Source organism: Oscillibacter sp. KLE 1745 (genome assembly GCF_000469445.2).
In the GTDB taxonomy this organism is placed as follows: domain Bacteria; phylum Bacillota; class Clostridia; order Oscillospirales; family Oscillospiraceae; genus Oscillibacter; species Oscillibacter welbionis.
Genome location: NZ_KI271726.1, coordinates 22,979 through 41,544, shown reverse-complemented (window position 1 = coordinate 41,544; position 18,566 = coordinate 22,979). Strand labels below are relative to the sequence as shown.

The window sequence follows — 18,566 nt, the reverse complement described above, 5'->3', positions numbered from 1 at the left end:
AAATGTCAGAAGCCGCAAAAATCAATGCCGATGCCAATTATGGGCTTTGAAAACCTCAAAGCCCATAATTGGTATATCACACGGCAGCTATCGCATGATAAGCAATATTCGAATAAAACGATCAGGTATCCAGCACCGTCCCGTCCTCGTCGAAGTCACAGATGTACTGTGTATCCTGGAATGGATACTGTGCCAACAATTCCTCATGGATTTCAATTCCAAGGCCCGGCTTTGTGGGCACCTTGAAGCAGCCATCCGTGATTTCCAGGTCCAAATCGAAGATATCCGTTCGATTCAGGACGCCGGACCAAAACTCCAGCAGAGCGAAGTTATGAGCAGCAGCGGAAACCTGCATGCTGGCCGCGGTGGCGATCGGACCGTTCGGGTTATGGGGAGCAAACATGATGTGGTAGGTTTCGGCGTGAGACGCAATACGCATAATCTCGGAGATACCGCCGCAGTGGCAGACGTCGGGCTGAATATAATCCACCAGCTGATTCTCAATAAGCGGTCGCATATCAAACCGGCTATACATTCTCTCGCCAGCCGCAATCCGCAACCCGGAGCTGTTCTGCCGGATCAGTCTATACTCCTCGAAGTTTTCCGGGCCGACAGGCTCTTCAAAGAAGGCGACGCCATATTTGGCCGCAGCCTTCATCTGATCCGCACTTTTCGCCGCGGGAAGCTGCCCATGCTGATCAACATAGAGCTCCTTATCGAAGCCAATGGCCTCCCGGATCTCCTTCAGAGCCGCTTCCAGCCTGCCATAACGATAGCAGCATTTTACACCAGAAAAACCAAGCTCATGGCACAGATGATATGCCTCCTTGCCAGTCTGTGCATGCGTGTAGCATTTGAGCTTATCGCGCACATTCCCTCCCAGCAGCATATAAACAGGGACATTGTAATGCTTTCCGGCAATATCCCACAATGCCTGATCAATACCGGAAATCGCAGACATATGGATGAATCCACCCCGCCAGAATCCCTGATGGTACATCTGGCGCCATATTTTTGAGATATTCAATGGGTCTTGGCCGATCACACTGCGCTTGGCCAATGTATCAATGCAGGCGGCCACCGCATTTTCCTGCGCTTCCACAGATGCTTCGCCCCAGCCGGTTAAACCGGTATCCGTTGTGACCTTTACGAACAGCCAGTTCTGGCGCACAGCATGTACTAAAAATGTTTTAACTTCCGTAACTTTCATAAGTCTTAGCTCCTAAACACATCATCAATTATGCCATTAGACTTGGCAGGAAGGTGGAGAACCAGGGTACATAAGCAAACACCAACGCACAGGCGTATTCAACCAGGACAAAAGGCAGCAGGCGTCGGATCACTGCGGCGACCCGCTCTCCGCTGATGCCGCAGGCGATGAACATAGTGGACCCGAAGGGGGGAGTCGCCTGTCCAAGCGCCAGTAGGAACACAAAGACCATACCGAAGTGGATCGGGTCGATTCCAAATGCTGCGGCAACCGGAGCCAACAGGGGGGACAGAATCACATTGGTGGCGCCGACCTCCATAAACATACCGGTAATTGTCAGCAGAATGAATACGAGTCCCATAAAAATGATCCAATTGGGAGAAACCGCCACAAAAAAGTTGGCAATTGTGGTCGTGATATCATAGTAGGCAATCAGAAATCCAAACACCTGCGCAGCCAGGAACATGACTGTGACATTGGCGGTGGATGCCGCCGTCTTGGACACGACATCAAAAAAGTTCTTAACCGTTAGTTCCTTTGTCACAAAAAACGATACCACCAGGCCATAAGCGCAGGCGATCATAGCAGATTCCGTCGGGGTGAAAATTCCGCCATAAATTCCGCCTAGAATGATGAGCGGCATCATCAGGGCCCAGACCGCGCCCTTCAGGCTTTTGAGCACCCGCTTCAAGGAGAACTGGTCAAAGGATTTTGGGAAATTCTCCTTTTTCGCCACCACATAACCATATAGGCACAAAACGACGGCCGTTAAGATGCCCGGGAGCATTCCGGACATCAGCAGTTTGCTGATGGACACGCCGTTGGTGCTACCATAAATCACAAACACAATGCTGGGCGGAATAATAATACCCAACGTGCCGCCCACCGCCTGCACGGCAGTGGAATAATCGGATGGATAGCCACGCTTAACCATTTCCGGATACATGATGCCGCCGATGGCCGCTGTGGTTGCGGCAGAGGAACCGGAAATGGCGGCAAAAAAAGCGCAAGAGACGATCGCGACAAGAGAGATGCCTCCCGTCACCCATCCAACCAGAGAATCCGCAAATTCCACCAGTTTTTTGGACAGTCCGCCCGCCGTCATAATGTCGCCGGCCAGGAAGAAGCCGGGGACCGCTAACATTGCAAAATTATCCGCGCTGCTGAACAGCTTTTGCCCAACGACTGCAAATGTAATACCCGGATCAATTGCCACGGTCACAACCGTGGTAATTCCAAGCGCCCAGGTAATAGGCAAGCCGATTACCATTCCTAGTAAAAATACAACTATCAGGATTACCGGAGCAAACTGCGCCAACATTTCCAGAATCATTTGGCGGCCTCCTTTTCTGCGGCCTGTTTCATAACCGCGTCTTTCCCACGGCGCAGATACACAAATTCCGCAAGGACTGCCATAATGGAGAAGAAGAATCCAATGGCAATGATAAGATACATGTACTGCATAGGCAGCTTCAGTGCTGCGCTTTTTTGGAACGCGCCCACTGGAATCATCAAACATGCAGAATAGCAGTAGACTACCTGCATAATAAGCCCCAGCAGCAAACGAAAGTGCTCCAGCTTCCAGACCGTAATCTCTTTGAGCTTCTGGTCGATGACGTCGATTTTGACCAAAAGCTTCTGCGAAATCGCCAGAGAAGAGCCCAACACAGTAATCCAGACAAAAAAGTATCTGGATAGCTCTTCCGACCACGGGATGCTTCGGAATATGACAGTCCGGCAGAATGTCTGCATACAAATTACCACGACCATACCGATCAGCATGAGGCTGATAATGATCCCGAGGATTTTTTGGGAAAACTTAAAAACAGAAATCGCTCTGTTCATATCTTTCCACTCCTCAAACGAAATTCTATTGGGAGAAGCCTCCCCAATCCACAGCTGATGATCCTCCCGTCACTTTGCGGCTTCGATCCGGGCAAGCGCATCGGCAAACTGAGCGCCATACTCATCCCGGACAGGCTGAGTCGCATCAATCCACTCCTGCTTATCGTCCACATCCAGAATGGTCATTCCCATCTCTTCCTGCTCCCACTTGACAACACGGTCATATTCTGCGCGGCAGATCTCCCGCTGCTTTACGGCGGACTCCGCGGCAACTTCCTGAATCAGGTTGCGGTCCTCTTCGCTCATCTCATTCCACAGCTTCTGGGACATCAACGTGATCGTGCAGTTATAAATGTGTTCGGTCTTTGTCGCGTGTTTATTGATTTCAGGAACGCCGTTAGTCTCCAGCAGGACGAGCGGATTCTCCTGGCCATCCAACGCGCCCTGCTGCATGGCGGTAAACGCATCGCCCCAGGCCATGGGAGCTGCATCTGCGCCGAGAGCCTGCCACAGCGCAACGTGAATGTCGTTCTCCATCACCCGGATCTTCAGGCCCTTCACGTCCTCCACGGAGCGGACGTCACGCTTGCTGTTAGTCAGGCACCGGAACCCCGACTCATACGTGCACAGCCCCTTCAGGTTTACGGATTCACACATATCCAGGTATTCTTGTCCGATCTCGCCCAGGAAAACATTGTCGGCGTGCTCCTGGCTCTCGAAAATATAGGGCAGATCGAATACGCCAAACTCCGGGATGAAGTTGCTCATGACGCTCATATTCACAATCGCAAAATCAAAATTTCCGGTCTGGACGCCCTCAGCGCATTCGCGCTCGGTACCCAGTGTGTTGTTGTCGTACAGCGTAATTTTAATGCGGCCGTTACTGCGTTCATAAATTTCATCAATCATCCACTGAGCGGCCAGACCATGCGGCTGATCTTTCGTGATGCCCGCAGTCATTTTTAGGTCATAAGTCGGAAGCCCGTCCTCAGAAGACGCGGAAGACGAAGGAGCCCCTCCGCAGCCGGACAGTATCCCACAAATAACAGAAACCGTAAGCAATAGTGCCATCATTTTTTTCTTCATGATAAATCTCCTTTCGTTCCAAACACCCATCCATAAATATCTATCGTATGCCTTTGCTGAATTCTGCTATCTATTCAATCCCCCCTTCTTAATTGTATTATGAATTCTACGTTTTTTCAGGAATTATTGTCTAATTCCTGCTTTTATATTAATATATAGCATTATTTATCATACAAGTAAATTGTCAAATCTCTATAATTTGTATGATTAATTTTGGTACTTTAGCTACGTCACATCTTTTTGACAAGGAAAAAAACGCTTGCTATAATACAAGTGTCTATTTTTCCGCATTGTACTTTTATGGTTTCTGAGGTGGTCACTATATGATGGAATATGATGGAGTCCAAAGCAAAAAAGCACCCTCCCCGCCTTCTGCGATGAAAAAAGTCGTAGATTATATCGCTGGAGAAATTTATGGCGGAAGGCTGAAAGCTGGTGATCGCCTTCCAACCGAAGCCGAGCTATGCGCCATGCTCCAAATCAGCCGCACGCCTGTTCGTGAAGCGCTCAAATTTCTGGAATCCCAAACTGTCCTGCGAACGAAGCAGGGGAGCGGGACATTTGTGGCAGATCCGGGAGAGATTTCTATATCCATGCCTCTTAATTTTAAAATCAAACTGGAGGGCATCTCATGGGGAGAGATCGTTGATTTCCGAAACCAAATGGAATTTCTTGTATTAAGAGACGCCATTCAAAATGCCACGGATGAAGATATTCAGCATTTAGAGGAAATTAACAGCCATCTTCTTGTCGTTCGAAAAATGAAGCCTGTTCCCGTTTCAGAAGCTCAAAATCTCGAATTGCTATTCCATGATGAACTTTTAAAGTTGACAAATAATCGTCTTCTGCAAGAGATGTACCGGATATCTTCGGAGATATTCAATCCCGTTATTGCAAAGCTCTACAATTACACAGCAGAGGGGATCGACGATACGGAATGGCCTCTCTCGCATACATATTTTTTGGAGGCGTTGCGGAAACGAGACATCTTCCTTGCCTATCAGGTATCGTTAAACCTGATCCCCGTCAAAAAATTCGAATCGTTTTTGGGCCATACTCAATACACTCCCGATGCTATCAAAACAAACTCTGGTTTCGAGAATTAATGGAAGTTACAGCATGGAACAAAATCAATACCTGTTTTTTACAGCTTGGGAGCATTGCGGGATTATATGTTTGCAATGAGAGAGCAGGTACAAAATGAAAAAACCGCCAATAGGCGGTCATTTTAGGAGGAAGAGAAATGAAAAACAAGAAGAGTTTTATTGCCGGAATGGTCACTATGTTGTTGCTCGTTTCTTTGGTCGGAACTGCTTATGCAACTGTTGGAACAGTGACAAGAGAGTTGGAGTACAAAAATATCAGCGTAACTCTGGACGGGAAGAAACTGGATTTGAAAGATGCGCAGGGGAATTCTGTGGAGCCATTCATGTTTGGCGGAACCAACTATCTCCCGGTTCGCGCTCTTGCAGAGGCACTTGGCCTTTCCGTTTCCTGGGACGGAAAGACAAATACAGTTGTGCTGAGCAGCAATGATACTTCGGGACAGACCTCTGGAGCATCTTCTTCTAATGAAAACATTATTTCTCATGTTGATATTTCAGAAGGAAAAACACCGGAGCAGGAATACGTTGATGGCGTAAATGCCAATACAGAAGTTGAAGCGGTTGAAAAATGGGTTGAAATCAGCGCCTTAAATAAGGTTGCATCCAAAATTGGAATTGAAAAAATCATGTCGGGTCAATCTGCATCTGCGCAAGTTTCCGATATTGAAATTCTCCAGTATTGCATGCCTTCCATCCCCAACAATTTCATGAGCAATCCCAAATCTGGAACCTATGACGGAATTCAAGTAAAAGTTGAAAACGGGAAAATTCTGTTAAACGAGTCTGATTTGCAAGAAAAAGGATTTATCTAAAACAGACAACGCACAAAGTGGGAGGCCGTTATGTATTGCCCAAACTGTGGGAAAGAGATTGGAAATTCAAACTCGTGTCCAAAATGCGGATGGAAGGACAGAACCCCAGCAAAACCAAAAAAGAAGCCTGGATGTTTGATTGGTTTATTGGTATTCTTTGGAATTGCATTTTTTGTCTTCGTGTCTTCTATGTCCTATGAAAATCCTTCTACCTTGGAAGATGCATATTTGAGAATCGATCAGGAGCAGGCAAAAACCGAGCTATGCGAAGATGTTGCTTCCTATATGGACGATTATCTGGAAGCTGCTGGGTACTTCCCCCTTGGGTATTCCGTCGAGTGGATCGGATATTGTAAGTATGCCGAAGATTATGAGTTTGAAGATTGGCAGTCCTGGGGTCTTGGCGGTTACTATTCTTACTCGGCGAATCTCTCCACTGGTGAAATGGCGAACGGGCGTGTGCAATGTTACTGGGGGGACGGAGAAACTCCCACAATTGTCAATCTAAACATCGAGACAGCCACTACCGAAAATCCGATTGTCGAGTACAGCGATGAAGCCGTTTCTGCCTGCTTCGGCGTTTATACGCAAAAAGCAGAAGCCCTTCTCGCCCAATAAAAAACCGCCGTCAGGTCTCTCCTTACAGCGTACTCTTAGGAGGTGTATTTATGAGACTGCCGGAGCCGAAGAAGCTCCCGTCCGGAAACTGGCGCATTCAGGTGCTGGTAGACGGGAAACGAGTAGGGCGCACCTTCCCCACAAAGGAGGAGGCAGAATACTGGGCCGCTGGTCTGAAAACAAAGATCATGGAGGAAAACAGATCCCCATGGAAAATGACCGTTGGCGCCGCTGTAGACCGTTACATCGAAAGCAAATCCTCTATCCTGTCCCCGTCCACCGTCCTGGGTTACAAGCGCACGAAAAAGCGCATGGAGGACATCATCGGTGTCCAATTGAACGATCTCACGCAGGAAAAGATTCAGCGGTGGGTGAATCAGCTGGCGAAAGACCACTCCCCAAAGACGGTGGCGAACGCCCACGGCCTGTTGAGCGCCGTCCTGAAAGAGTACAGGCCCTCCGTGACGCTGCGGACCACGCTGCCAAGTAAAGTCAAAGCGGAAATACAAATCCCATCAGAGATACGGGCCATACTGAAGGGATGCAGGGGCACAAAGTACGAGCTGCCGATCATGCTGGCGGTCTGATTGGGCCTCCGGCAGTCTGAGATACTAGGTCTGGAATGGCGGGACATTGATGGCGACACTCTGAAAATCCGTCGGGCAATCGTTTTGGGAGAGGATGGCCCCACCCAAAAAGGCACAAAAACATACAGCGGGACGAGACCGCTCCATATCCCGGCCTACATCCGGGAACTGCTGGACCGGCAGCCCCGCAGCGGAGACCGCATTGTCAACATGACCGGGAAATCTATCTACTCCGGGTTCTCCCGCATCTGCGAGAAAAGCGGTGTCCCACACTTCCGTTTCCACGACCTCCGCCACGTCAATGCCTCCGCTATGCTGGCCGTTGGTGTTCCGGACAAATACTCCATGAAGCGCATGGGACACGCCACAAACAATATGCTGAAAACGACGTATCAACACACCATCAAAGAGAAAGAAGCGGAGTACGACCAGAAAACAGAGAACTATATTGAAAGCCTCATGCCGGACGATTGAGCCGGTTTTTCGTGTGCACTTCCGTGTGCAATTTACGTGTAAAATCATTGCACACAGCGGTAAAGGAAACGTTAGTAAAGACTTCAACATCACCTATGATGCCCGGAGCAAATCGTTGAGAGAGTAAAAAAATCCCACATCCCTTGAAAAACAAAGGACGTGGGACTGCAGAGGACGGTTAAAACCGATATTTATTGTTGATATTTTTTCGGAGACGGAAATTCCAAATTTAAAAAGGGGGTTCCAGGGTGTCGAGATTATATTGAGGGTTAGGACCTTGAAACTCTACCAATTCCGGAAAATATGTATCGCAGATTTCTTGACTGATAATAGCCTGCCCTCCAAAAATGCGAAAGACCGCTGCATCGTATTCACTGGATATAATCATTGGTTTGGAATAAAGCTGACAGCACCATTTATATGCAATCTCGGGAATAACTGGCCTCAGCTTTCGAATCTCAACTGTTTTAGTTTCGTCTGTCCAGCCACACCACTCGGTCTGTCCGCCATATATAATCTCCCCATCCTGCCGTGTTGAAAAGATCCAAAAGTATGTCTCATTGTTATTAAAATCATGTAACTCTCTGCTCTGAAGGTAGTGCTTATATATTTCGTTATACTTTCCAGATTGACGAATCTTTCCGTATTCTTCTTTGCTCTGATTTTTTAAACCGGATAATCCAAGCAAATAGTCTGTCGAAACATCAAAATAAGTTGCTAATTTCACCAGGGTAGTCGTATCGGGCAAGGATTTTCCTGTTTCGTAACGATAAATTGACTTATGCGCAACATCAATAGTCTCACTCAGCTGTTCTTGACTTAACCCCAGAGCAATACGAAGGGACTTGATTTTTTCTCCAGTAGTTTTCACATAGAGCGCCTCCTTTTTCTCTCTGATGTTAAGATACATGGATAAAAACGAAAAGTAAATGGACAATTCTGTCCATAGGCTGTACAAACAGAAAATTGTATTTAAATGAAATCAAAAACGGGTTTACTGTTCCTCATGGCTGATGTTGACCCAGCAATAAGCGGCTACTTTAAGCTGATGAATCCAAATAGGTACGAGATTTTTACTTCGCGGTATCTCAATGACATTTCCAGACATCACAAAATCTCTATGTTTTCTACTCGTGTGCTCATGAGCAGTATAACATGGAGGTTTTTATTAATAAATCTGTATGAAAGAAAAGCTACGTCTCAGCCTTTTTCCATAGACTAAAATGTAGCTTTCAACTTGGTGAAGGTAGCGGAAATCTACCCGCGGACTAAAAAACATTCCCCCCGAATGTTTTTTGCGCACTGCGGTGCGCTGTCCTGTTGATCCCGCCCCGTCTTTGCTCCCAAACTAAAGCTGCACCAGCCAGAGGCTGGTGCAGCTTTAGTTTGGTCCGAGTGTAATTATAGGACTTGGAAAAATCCAGTAATACCAATGGTTTGTAAGCAGTCGGCAAAAGGCTTCATCTTAAATTGTACGCTCCCACACTTTCACTTGCGTGATTACATCACGCAGACGATCACCACCAACCATATACTCCAGAATTTCGTCGGCAGTATCACACCATTTCTCAGTACGAGTGTTTACTTCCACAGAGCCAGCCTGACAAATCACCATTTTAGGCGCTGCATCTGCCGCAGGAGAAATACAGCCAAAGCAGCAGTACAGCATGCCATTCCACTCGAACTGGACTTCGCCACCGCGCCGCATACACTGCTTGAAATCACTGATTGTTTTAAACCTATTATCTTCAAGGCTGTTTGTGCCGACCCATGTTGCCATGTTGGTGTCCCTCCCGTATAAAAAGCACTTGGTAGTCTGTTCTTTGCCGAAGTGAAAGCCTGACTGATCCCATATGATGCTATGTTGGTGTGGAACTTCATGATACTTGGGGAAACCATGGTTTGTATGGTGAATTTCCAAATATGCTTTTCCGTCAGGACCAATCAGCGTTTCAATAAGCTCACCTTTTGCTGTATAGGTATATTTTGTTTCGCCCGGCTCACCCCAGAATCGCTCATCCTCTGGTTTTGACGGTTTGATTTCTCCGCCGTAGACGCTTCCTCCACCTTTTCCAATTAGGTACGGCTCTATTGTATCACGATTATTACTGGATGTGCCGCCAATTTTAAAGGCATCCAAATCTTCACGATGGAAACTTCGTTCATAGTTCATATACCGCCAAGAACTGCGTTCGTAATCCACATGGATAATGTTGCCCTGCATTTCGGGAAACGGTGTATTATAACAGATAATTTTTTCCGGCTCAATGCGCCGCAGCATCTCGTTGTATCCTGCCATGAACCATTCTTTCTGGTCGCAGCGGTTGTCATGCTCTGAGGCCATATAAGTGGAGACAGCAACAACGCTTCCTTTTTCAATCCCTTCAAAGCAGAAATCAAACGTGGATTCATCTCCCCAGTTGACAGTCGGAATGACCCGGAGCCCTTTGGATGCCCAGTAAGCGCCGCACCAGCGATTACGAAATACATTGTAAAGTTGCATAACAGGCGCCATCTCCAGGTACATACTGAAATCCGGCGACAGCACCGCGCGGTAGCGGGAGAGTTTTTCAATGTCATTGTCCGGGTTCTTCCAGACCCTCTCAAAGCGATAGTCATATAGGAAGAAGTGTACCATGCGGTCTAGGTGATTCTGGTCCTCCAAATGGGTTTTGTCAAAACCGATCAACAAAAGATCATCGAAGTCTCCGGGACTTTCTTGGAACTTAGGAATGATGGGGATTTTTAACTTTCCTTTGCCGGGAAACTGGTTGCGAAGCAGTTTCTGACTGGTTCGGTAGTTGTAATTTTCTTCGGTCATAGATAGCCCTCCTGTATGTAGTAAGGAACAAGTCCTTCTGCATACAGGTTCCCAAACAACAAAAGTTGCACATTCCTGTGCAACAACATGAGAAAATTTACAAATTGGCAATAAAAAATCGGAGTACCCCAAAGGATACTCCGATGGTGGAGGTGAGGGGAGTTGAACCCCTGTCCGAAAGCACTTTAACGGGACTTTCTCCGGGCGCAGACGGTTATTGCGGGAGTCTTTCTCCCTGTTCCCCTTCCGGACGGCAAGCCGTCACGCCGTCCGGTCAGGTGAGAGTCATCATGCGTGGGCGGGGCAACTCTTCCCCGCCGCACGGACGCCACATCAACGACGCCTTCCCCGGCCTGTGGCCACTCCGGTTCAGACGGCCGCCTTTAATTAGGCAGCAATAGCAACTTGTCTGTTGTTATTTGATTTATAAATTGCCCGTTTTATGGCGGTCAGGCGCCGCCGCCCGCTGGTCCCGCCTCCATACCCCCGTCGAAACCGGTACACCCCCCTGTCGTCGGGACAGACTGTGCTCTACCCGCTCCCGGCTGCACCGAGAGCTCGCAATGCTCCGTTGTCCCTCCACTTCCCATCACAAACGCTTCGCTGGTTTGTGATGGGAGCCTGCGATTCGCATCTCCATGCCGGGGGCCTTTCTGGGATATCTGGCAGGATACCAATGGAGATTGTAACACATCCCGCTGTCGGAATGTGTTACAATTCCATGACATTTCACGTTTTGGTAAATTTTACCATCATCTTCACTGGCGTGACCTTGGCCAGCAGCCGGTAGAATTTGTAGAACAGCCGCGGCGTGTACATAGTCCTGCCCGCCTTGGCGGCCCGCAGCGCGCCCGCCGCTACCCGCACCTGGTCGCAGTAAGGCAGGTACTCAAAGGCCGGGGAACGGCCAGTGATGCTGCCCACGTCCAGGAACTCCGTTTTCATGGGGCCGGGGCACACCGCCGTAACGGTAATGTCCCTTCGCTTCAGCTCTTCACTGAGGCCCACAGTGAAGGAGGACACATACGCCTTGCTAGCGCCGTACACCGTCATCCGGGGCGTGGGGCAGAAGGATGCGATGGAAGACGTGTTGAGGATGCGTCCCCCCGCCGGCATATAGGGAATGACCAGGTTCGTCATCGCCGTCATGGCCCTGACGTTCAGATCTACCATCCGGGTCTGGACAGCGGTCTCCGTCTCCCCCATCCGGCCCAGGTAACCGCAGCCGGCGTTGTTGATGAGGATCGCCACCTCCGGTTTCTCCGCCGCCAGTTTTTCCTGCAGGGTGGTAAAGGACATGGAATCGCACAGGTCCAAGGGAAGGCAGACCGTCTCCACCCCCACCATCTCCCGGGCGATCTCCTCCAGCCGGTCCTCCCGGCGGGCAATGAGCCAGCAGCACTCAATCTCCGGGAATATGTCCGTCAGCTGGCGGGCAAACTCCCGTCCCAGACCGGAGGACGCGCCGGTGATGATGGCCGTCTTCATTGGGCTCTCCCCCTCTCAGCGCTTTTCAGGCTCCGGATAGTCCACGCCCTGGGTGTCCACCCGAATGCTCTGAATGACCACCGGTGTCTTGGGCTTGTCGTTCCAGTCGGTGGGGACCTCCGAGATGCGGATGGCCTCCTCCACGTTTCCGGTCACCTGGCCGAAGGCGGCGTACTGCCCGTCCAGATGGGGCGCCGGGGCCACCATGATGAAGAACTGGCTGCCGGCGGAGTCCGGATGCATGGCCCGGGCCATGGACAGCACGCCGGTGGTGTGCTTCAGGTCGTTCTGGGCAAAGCCGTTGCCGGAGAACTCGCCCCGGATGTCATAGCCGGGGCCGCCCATGCCGTTGCCGTCGGGGCAGCCGCCCTGGATCATGAAGCCGGGGATGACCCGGTGGAAGACCAGGCCGTCATAAAAGCCCTTGTTTGCCAGGGAGATGAAGTTGGCCACCGTGTTGGGAGCCTTGGCGGGGTATAGCTCGCCGGTCATCACAGCGCCGTTTTCCATGGTGATGGTGACAATAGGGTTCGTCATGTCAGACATATCATCGATTCCTTTCTTTTAGGGTGCGGTCAATCTCCCGCTTGGCGTCCCGCTGGGAGGCAGCCGCCCGCTTGTCATAGTTCTTCTTGCCCCGGCACAGGCCGATCTCCAGCTTCACCCGGGAATCCTTAAAATAGACGGACAGGGGCACCAGGGCATAGCCGTCCTGCTTCACCAGGGCATGGAGCTTGCGGATCTCTCGTTTGTGCATCAGCAACCGCCGGGAGCGCACCGGGTCCCGGTTGAAGATGTTGCCCTTCTCATAGGGGGAGATGTGCATCCCATGGACGAACAGCTCCCCATCCTTTACCGTACAGTAGGCGTCCTTCAAATTCAGCGTTCCGGCCCGGATGGACTTGACCTCCGTGCCCGCAAGCTCGATGCCCGCCTCGTACCGGTCCTCCACGAAGTAGTCGTGGAAGGCCTTGCGGTTCTGGGCCGCGATCTTGATTCCCTTCTTCTCCGTGGGGCTCACCTCTTTCCTGGAAGGTTTTATTATAATACCATATTTTCCCCGCATCTTCAAGAGAAAGTCACAGTTGGCTTTTTCTGGAGGATATGCTATAATAAAGTGATTGAGTATGTCCTGAATATACAAAAAATAGACACAAGGTGGAATGCTATATGAATCAGACTGCGGATCTGACGGAGAAGACCCTCAGCCGGGAGGAAAAGTACCAGGGAAGCTTCCTGAGCCTGCACGTGGACCAGGTGCAGCTGCCGAACGGCAGGACCTCTTTCCGCGAGGTAGTAGAGCATGTGGACGGCGTGGCCATTCTGGCCCTGGACGACCGGAACAATGTGCTCACCGTCACCCAGTACCGCTATGTGATCGGAAAGACGCTGCTGGAGATCCCCGCCGGAAAGCTGGAGCCGGGCGAGGACCCGGTGGCCGGTGCCCTGCGGGAGCTGAAGGAGGAGACCGGTGCCGTGCCGGACACCTTCCTGCCCATGGGCGTGACCCTGCCCTCCCCCGGCTGTCTCAGTGAGCGGCTGTACCTCTTCCTGGCAAAGGGCCTGCACATGGAGTCCCAGCAGTTGGACGAGGATGAATTCTTGAATGTGGAGCGCATTCCCTTCAATGAGATGGTCCACCGCGTCATGGACGGGGAGATCGAGGACAGCAAGACCATCGCCGCCGTGCTGAAGGCAAAAGTGCTTCTGAATCTTTGAGAGGAGACTCTGCCATGAGCGATCCGAAAACCGTCCTGATCGTGGAGGACGAGAAGAATATCGTGGACATCCTGCGGTTCAATCTCCAGCGGGCGGGCTATCAGACGCTGGAGGCCTATGACGGAGAGGACGGCCTGGCTCAGGCGGTATCCGCCAATCCGGACCTGATCCTGCTGGATGTAATGCTGCCCAAGAAAAACGGCTTTGACGTGTGCCGCGCCCTGCGGGACCAGGGCAGCAGCGTTCCCGTCATCATCCTCACCGCCCGGGAGGAGGAGGCGGACAAGGTCCTGGGGTTGGAGATCGGTGCCGACGACTATATCACCAAGCCCTTCTCTATGCGGGAGCTGGTGGCCCGGGTGGGAGCCAACATCCGGCGGACCACCATGACGCCGCCGGCTGCCGCCTCTGCCGCGGCCTCCGCCATGCCCGTGTCCGGGGATTTGTCTATCAATACCGACAGCCACCAGGTCTTCCGGGCCGGTAAGGCCATCGACCTGACCCAGCGGGAGTATGAGCTGCTGACCTTTCTGGCCAGCCATCCCAACAAGGTCTACTCCCGCATCGACCTGATGGAGCAGGTGTGGAACTACGGCTATGTGGGCGACGACGTGCGGACCGTGGACGTGACGGTCCGGCGCCTGCGGGAGAAGATCGAGGCCGACCCCGCCAATCCTGTCTTCATCCTCACCCGCCGGGGCGCCGGCTACTACTTCTCCGTGAAATGACTCCGCCCCCCATTCTCTAAGGAAAGAAGGTGTTCGCCGTGTTCCGCAGCCTGCACATGAAGCTGATGCTGATTCTGCTGCTGCTCATCACCTCGCTGATGGCGGTGGTAGGTGCGTTCCTGACCACCAGCGTCTCCAGCTTCTATATCGACACCTTTTACGAGCAGATCAGCGCCGTGTTCAGCGACGACAGCGACGGCTATGTCTCCACCCTCCGGGCCCGGGCGGCCGAACCGGACGGCGCCGCCGGCATCAAGGAGATGCTGGAGGGCCGGGCCGGCTCCCTGGGCATCGACTACCGCACCCGGAACTACTTCATCCTGGATGGGCAGAGCGGCACCTACCTGGACGGGTCTGCAGAGGCGTCAGAGCTCCCCCGGGAGCAGACCGCCAACCTGCTGACCGCCCGGAATGCCGTGGCTCAGGGCGACAGCACCCTGGTGGGAGACCGCAGCGACATCACCGCCGACTATATGGACGCAGCCATCCCCATCATGGGGGGCGGAAACGCCTACATCATTTACATCCTGGACAACAAGGACACAGTGACGGACCTGAACTCCCAGCTCTTCCTCATCATCATGCAGGCGCTGGTGATCGGCCTGCTGATCTCTGTCCTGTTGAGCTTCCTGCTGTCCAAGACCATGGTGGGCCCCATCGAAAAGCTCACCGCCGGGGCAGAGCGGGTGGCCGCGGGAGACTTTGACAGCCAGCTCCCCGTGGAGTCCACTGACGAGATCGGCATCCTCACGGGCACCTTCAACGAGATGGCTGATGTCCTTCAAGCCACGCTGGCCGCCGTGGAGAACGAGCGGAACAAGCTGGACACCCTGTTCCTCCACATGACCGACGGCGTGGTGGCCTTTGACCACGACAGCCTCCTTATCCACTGCAATCCCGCCGCCACCAATATGCTCCATCGCAGTGTGCCGGAGGGCACTACCTACGATACCCTCTTCGGTCAGGTCTATCCCTTCCAGGAGACCCTGGCCCTCCAAAGACCCAACTACGCCGAGGCGGAGATGGAGGTGGGGGACCGGACGCTGGAGCTGTTTTTGGCGCCGTTTTCCGACCAGGCCAGCGGCGGCGTGCTGGTGGTGCTTCATGACGTGACGGAGCAGCACCGCAACGAGGAGCGGCGCAAGGAGTTCGTGGCCAATGTCTCCCACGAGCTGCGCACCCCCCTCACCAACGTCCGCAGCTATGCCGAGACCCTGCGGGACGCGGAGGGGGACATCCCTGTGGAGACCTCCAACAGCTTTCTGGACATCATCATCACGGAGACGGACCGCATGACCCACATTGTTCAGGATCTGCTGACCCTCAGCCGCCTGGATGCGGGCAATGCGGAGCTGGTGCTCTCCCGCTTTCCTTTCGGGGACGCCATTGAGAGCGTCACCCGTGCCAATGCCCTGGCCGCCAAGCAGCACGGGCACACGCTGACCTATACTCCGCCGGAGAGCCTGCCCTTGATCGTGGGGGACCGGAGCCGGCTGGAGCAGGTGATGATGAACGTCATCGGCAATGCCGTCAAATATACGCCCGACGGCGGGCACATCGCCATCACCGCCGGCTCCACAGAGGCGGAGGTCTGGATGGAGGTCTGCGATGACGGCATCGGCATCCCAGAGAAGGATCGGGACCGGATCTTCGACCGCTTTTATCGGGTGGACAAGGCCCGTTCCCGGGAGTCCGGCGGCACGGGCCTGGGTCTCTCCATCGCCAGGGAGATCGTCCAGCGCCACCACGGCACCATCGCCCTGGCGCCCCACGAGGGCCCCGGCACCACCATCCGGCTGACGCTGCCCATCGGCGGGCCCTCCAACCCCATCTGAGAAAGTCACATCCGCAAAACCGCTGAAAGGAGGCTGCCCATGGATCAAACGGCCCGGCGCAGGCGCCGCAACCTCATCCAGAACATCGCCATCGCGCTTCTGTCCGTCTCGGCGGTGCTCCTGTTCGCCCAGCTGCAGCTGTACAATCTGGGCACGTCGGAGGACCCGCTCTATCTGGAGCGGCTGACCGGCGAGGGCTCACCCTCCCGGCTGCGGGAGTTTCCCGCTCCGGTACGGGTGGTCCTCACGGACTCCTACGGCCGGTATGGCAGCCTGGGCTTCACTACCAACAGTGACGGCTTCTCCGCCCTGGGCCTGCGGGAGGCTCTGGGCTCCGTCCAGCACCTTGCTCCTTCTACAACGGATGCCTTTCGGGGTGCCCTCTCGGGCCCTTCCATCTATTTTGATTTTTTGAATCCCCTGCCCCTCCAGGTGCTTGCCGAGCTCACCGGTGCAGAGGGCACCGCGTTGGAGGGAAATGCCCGCTGTCTGCTGCTGGCCGCAGGGGCGGACGGCTCCGTCCATCTCTATGTATGGGACGGTGCTGATACCGTCCTCACCGGCACCGTCGCCTCCACCGCCCTCTCCATAGATTCTCTTACAGAGGCAGTGAGCCAGTCCGGCATGGGAAGCGTCTCCTTCGCCTTTGAGGTTGTGGAGATGGAGCCGCTATACGGCAAGCTGTTTCCCCTCTCCATCCTGCCGACGGAGTTACCGCAGCTGCCGGTCCTCTCTGCCGCTTCATCCATCTCCGGCACGGACTGGCTGCTGGCGGCTTTCGGCTTCAACATCAACACGCGGGAGCGCTATGCGGAGGCCGACGGCACGGAGGTCATCACCGAGGTCGAAGCCGATCGCTCCCTTCACATCCGTCCCTCCGGGGAGATCACCTACCGCAGCGGAACAGATGCTACGCTGGAGATCTCCGCACAGGAGGAGGTCCCCACTGCGGCGGAAGCCGTGCTGGGTGCCAGTATCCTGCTGGAACAGCTGACAGAGGACCGCTCCGGCGAGGCAAGGCTGTATCTGGAGTCCGTCAGTCAGGGCGGGGACACCACCCAGCTTCTGTTCGGATATCAGATCGATGGTGTCCCCATTCGCTTCTCTGACGGCGGACACGCCGCCGAGATCACGCTCTCCGGCACCAGCGTCACCCGCCTCACCCTGCGGTTCCGGCAGTACAGCACCGCCGGGGAGACGTCGCTCCTGCTGCCGCTGCGGCAGACGCTGGCCATTGCAGCGGAGCATCCCGGCACAGAGCTGTCTGTGGGCTATGCCGACGGCGGCGGAGACTCGGTATCCGCCAGCTGGCTGGCGGACTGAGTGCAGCGGATACAAGCCGCTCCGGCGGTGGAAAGGAGGTCCGACGGATGGAGAGCTTCCGTCTGAAAAACATCATCATTCTGATCCTGGCTCTGATGAATCTCTGCCTCCTGGGCCTGCTGGGAGTACGGCTGACCACCGGCTATTCCGCCCAGGCAGAGGCCCGTCAGCAGATGGTGCAGCTGTTCGCGGCGGAGGGTGTCTCTCTGGATGACGGCATTATCCCCGGCGCCACACCGCCCGCCGGCCTGACCTTGTCCAGGGACCCGGACGAGGATGAGAAGCTGGCCGGCTTTCTCCTGGGAGATGAGCTGGTCATGTCTGATGGTGGCGGCGGCGTCACCACCTATCAAAGCGAAAACGGCAGCGCTGTCTTCCGGTCCGACGGCACCTTTGACGTGGTGATCGAACAGAGCGGCGAGACAGCGGACGCCCTGTGCCGGGCCTTCTGCCGTGCGTTCCACTACGAAGCCCTCGCCTTCTCCCTGGATGGGGAGGACGGCAGCGCCTCCGCGGTCCAGACCTACGACGGGGCCCCGGTGGTCAACTGCACCGTCTCCTTCTCCATCTCCGGCGGGCGGGTGGCCTCCGTCAGCGGTACCCACCTGCCCCAGGCGGGACAGACCGCCAATGGGAACGGTGCCCTGTCCGCTCTGGATGCCCTCAATGCCTTCCTCGGCACCGTTCAGAGCGGCGCGGTGGTCACTGCCGTGACGGACCTGTACCTCTGTTATGAGCTGCAGAGCACCACAGCCACTCCTATGGCCCTGGTGCCCGCCTGGTGCGTTTCTACGGATACGGCTGATTATTATGTCAACTGCTACACCGGCGCGGTCTCCTCCGGCTGAGTAACTGGAGCCCTGCCGGGCAGATAATTTGTTTCCAAATTTCTCCGCCTGTGCGCCGCGATTCGG

At 53.7% G+C, this 18,566-nt stretch carries 19 protein-coding genes and 1 other RNA gene; 10 read left to right on the top strand and 10 right to left on the bottom strand.

Annotation, left to right across the window (positions count from 1 at the left end):
* Positions 1-121 precede the first annotated feature (121 nt).
* The 4 genes from dgoD to HMPREF1546_RS10030 all read right to left on the bottom strand — a co-directional run bounded on the left by dgoD (position 122) and on the right by HMPREF1546_RS10030 (position 4,141).
* Complete coding sequence (gene dgoD / locus HMPREF1546_RS10045) at positions 122-1,210, bottom strand: galactonate dehydratase (RefSeq protein ID WP_021748426.1); 1,089 nt, start codon at positions 1,208-1,210, stop codon at positions 122-124.
* A 28-nt stretch (positions 1,211-1,238) separates the two neighbouring features.
* Positions 1,239-2,543: a TRAP transporter large permease gene (locus HMPREF1546_RS10040; RefSeq protein ID WP_021748425.1), complete on the bottom strand. Its 1,305-nt coding sequence runs from the start codon at positions 2,541-2,543 to the stop codon at positions 1,239-1,241.
* Positions 2,540-3,055, bottom strand: a complete 516-nt coding sequence (locus HMPREF1546_RS10035) for a TRAP transporter small permease (protein ID WP_021748424.1) — start codon at positions 3,053-3,055, stop codon at positions 2,540-2,542. Before HMPREF1546_RS10035 ends, HMPREF1546_RS10040 begins: the two co-directional genes overlap by 4 nt.
* 69 nt (positions 3,056-3,124) lie before the next feature.
* Positions 3,125-4,141, bottom strand: a complete 1,017-nt coding sequence (locus HMPREF1546_RS10030; protein WP_198016054.1) for a DctP family TRAP transporter solute-binding subunit — start codon at positions 4,139-4,141, stop codon at positions 3,125-3,127.
* Positions 4,142-4,464: 323 nt separating this feature from the next.
* Between HMPREF1546_RS10030 and HMPREF1546_RS10025 the strand changes: the two genes are divergently transcribed.
* From HMPREF1546_RS10025 to HMPREF1546_RS10005, 5 genes are all read left to right on the top strand, one after another.
* Positions 4,465-5,247 (top strand): FadR/GntR family transcriptional regulator, encoded by a 783-nt coding sequence (locus HMPREF1546_RS10025; protein WP_021748422.1) that lies wholly within the window; start codon positions 4,465-4,467, stop codon positions 5,245-5,247.
* A 137-nt stretch (positions 5,248-5,384) separates the two neighbouring features.
* Positions 5,385-6,059: a stalk domain-containing protein gene (locus HMPREF1546_RS10020; RefSeq protein WP_021748420.1), complete on the top strand. Its 675-nt coding sequence runs from the start codon at positions 5,385-5,387 to the stop codon at positions 6,057-6,059.
* A gap of 135 nt (positions 6,060-6,194) precedes the next feature.
* The gene (locus HMPREF1546_RS10015; protein WP_147629922.1) at positions 6,195-6,677 is read left to right on the top strand and encodes a hypothetical protein; all 483 of its coding nucleotides are present in this window, start codon (positions 6,195-6,197) and stop codon (positions 6,675-6,677) included.
* 50 nt (positions 6,678-6,727) lie between these two features.
* A complete protein-coding gene (locus HMPREF1546_RS10010; protein WP_021748417.1) occupies positions 6,728-7,264 on the top strand; it encodes a hypothetical protein in 537 nt (178 codons plus the stop codon).
* Complete coding sequence (locus tag HMPREF1546_RS10005; RefSeq protein ID WP_021748416.1) at positions 7,265-7,738, top strand: site-specific integrase; 474 nt, start codon at positions 7,265-7,267, stop codon at positions 7,736-7,738.
* 229 nt (positions 7,739-7,967) lie between these two features.
* Here HMPREF1546_RS10005 and HMPREF1546_RS10000 read toward each other — a convergent pair whose 3' ends face one another.
* From HMPREF1546_RS10000 to smpB, 6 genes are all read right to left on the bottom strand, one after another.
* Entirely contained in the window at positions 7,968-8,609 is a 642-nt protein-coding gene (locus tag HMPREF1546_RS10000) for a helix-turn-helix domain-containing protein (protein ID WP_051320007.1), read from the bottom strand.
* A gap of 594 nt (positions 8,610-9,203) precedes the next feature.
* Entirely contained in the window at positions 9,204-10,559 is a 1,356-nt protein-coding gene (locus HMPREF1546_RS09995) for a DUF4417 domain-containing protein (protein ID WP_021748414.1), read from the bottom strand.
* A gap of 144 nt (positions 10,560-10,703) precedes the next feature.
* Positions 10,704-11,067, bottom strand: a transfer-messenger RNA (tmRNA) gene (gene ssrA / locus HMPREF1546_RS18370).
* A gap of 221 nt (positions 11,068-11,288) precedes the next feature.
* A complete protein-coding gene (locus tag HMPREF1546_RS09990; protein WP_021748413.1) occupies positions 11,289-12,047 on the bottom strand; it encodes an SDR family oxidoreductase in 759 nt (252 codons plus the stop codon).
* 15 nt (positions 12,048-12,062) lie between these two features.
* The gene (locus HMPREF1546_RS09985) at positions 12,063-12,584 is read right to left on the bottom strand and encodes a peptidylprolyl isomerase (RefSeq protein ID WP_025544046.1); all 522 of its coding nucleotides are present in this window, start codon (positions 12,582-12,584) and stop codon (positions 12,063-12,065) included.
* A gap of 10 nt (positions 12,585-12,594) precedes the next feature.
* Positions 12,595-13,068, bottom strand: coding sequence for an SsrA-binding protein SmpB (gene smpB / locus HMPREF1546_RS09980; protein WP_025544045.1), 474 nt, complete (start codon positions 13,066-13,068; stop codon positions 12,595-12,597).
* 149 nt (positions 13,069-13,217) lie between these two features.
* On the opposite strand from smpB, the gene HMPREF1546_RS09975 reads away from it, so the two are divergent.
* From HMPREF1546_RS09975 to HMPREF1546_RS09955, 5 genes are read left to right on the top strand one after another with little or no spacing between them, the layout of a single operon-like run.
* Positions 13,218-13,766, top strand: coding sequence for an NUDIX domain-containing protein (locus tag HMPREF1546_RS09975; RefSeq protein WP_021748410.1), 549 nt, complete (start codon positions 13,218-13,220; stop codon positions 13,764-13,766).
* 14 nt (positions 13,767-13,780) lie between these two features.
* Positions 13,781-14,494, top strand: coding sequence for a response regulator (locus tag HMPREF1546_RS09970; protein ID WP_021748409.1), 714 nt, complete (start codon positions 13,781-13,783; stop codon positions 14,492-14,494).
* Positions 14,495-14,532: 38 nt separating this feature from the next.
* Positions 14,533-16,329 carry an ATP-binding protein gene (locus HMPREF1546_RS09965; RefSeq protein ID WP_036629809.1) on the top strand — a complete coding sequence of 599 codons (1,797 nt, stop codon included), beginning with the start codon at positions 14,533-14,535 and terminating at the stop codon, positions 16,327-16,329.
* Between the two features lie 39 nt (positions 16,330-16,368).
* The gene (locus tag HMPREF1546_RS09960) at positions 16,369-17,652 is read left to right on the top strand and encodes a hypothetical protein (RefSeq protein WP_021748407.1); all 1,284 of its coding nucleotides are present in this window, start codon (positions 16,369-16,371) and stop codon (positions 17,650-17,652) included.
* A 47-nt stretch (positions 17,653-17,699) separates the two neighbouring features.
* On the top strand, positions 17,700-18,500 hold the full coding sequence (locus tag HMPREF1546_RS09955; RefSeq protein WP_021748406.1) for a hypothetical protein: 801 nt from the start codon (positions 17,700-17,702) through the stop codon (positions 18,498-18,500).
* The last annotated feature ends 66 nt before the right edge of the window (positions 18,501-18,566 follow it).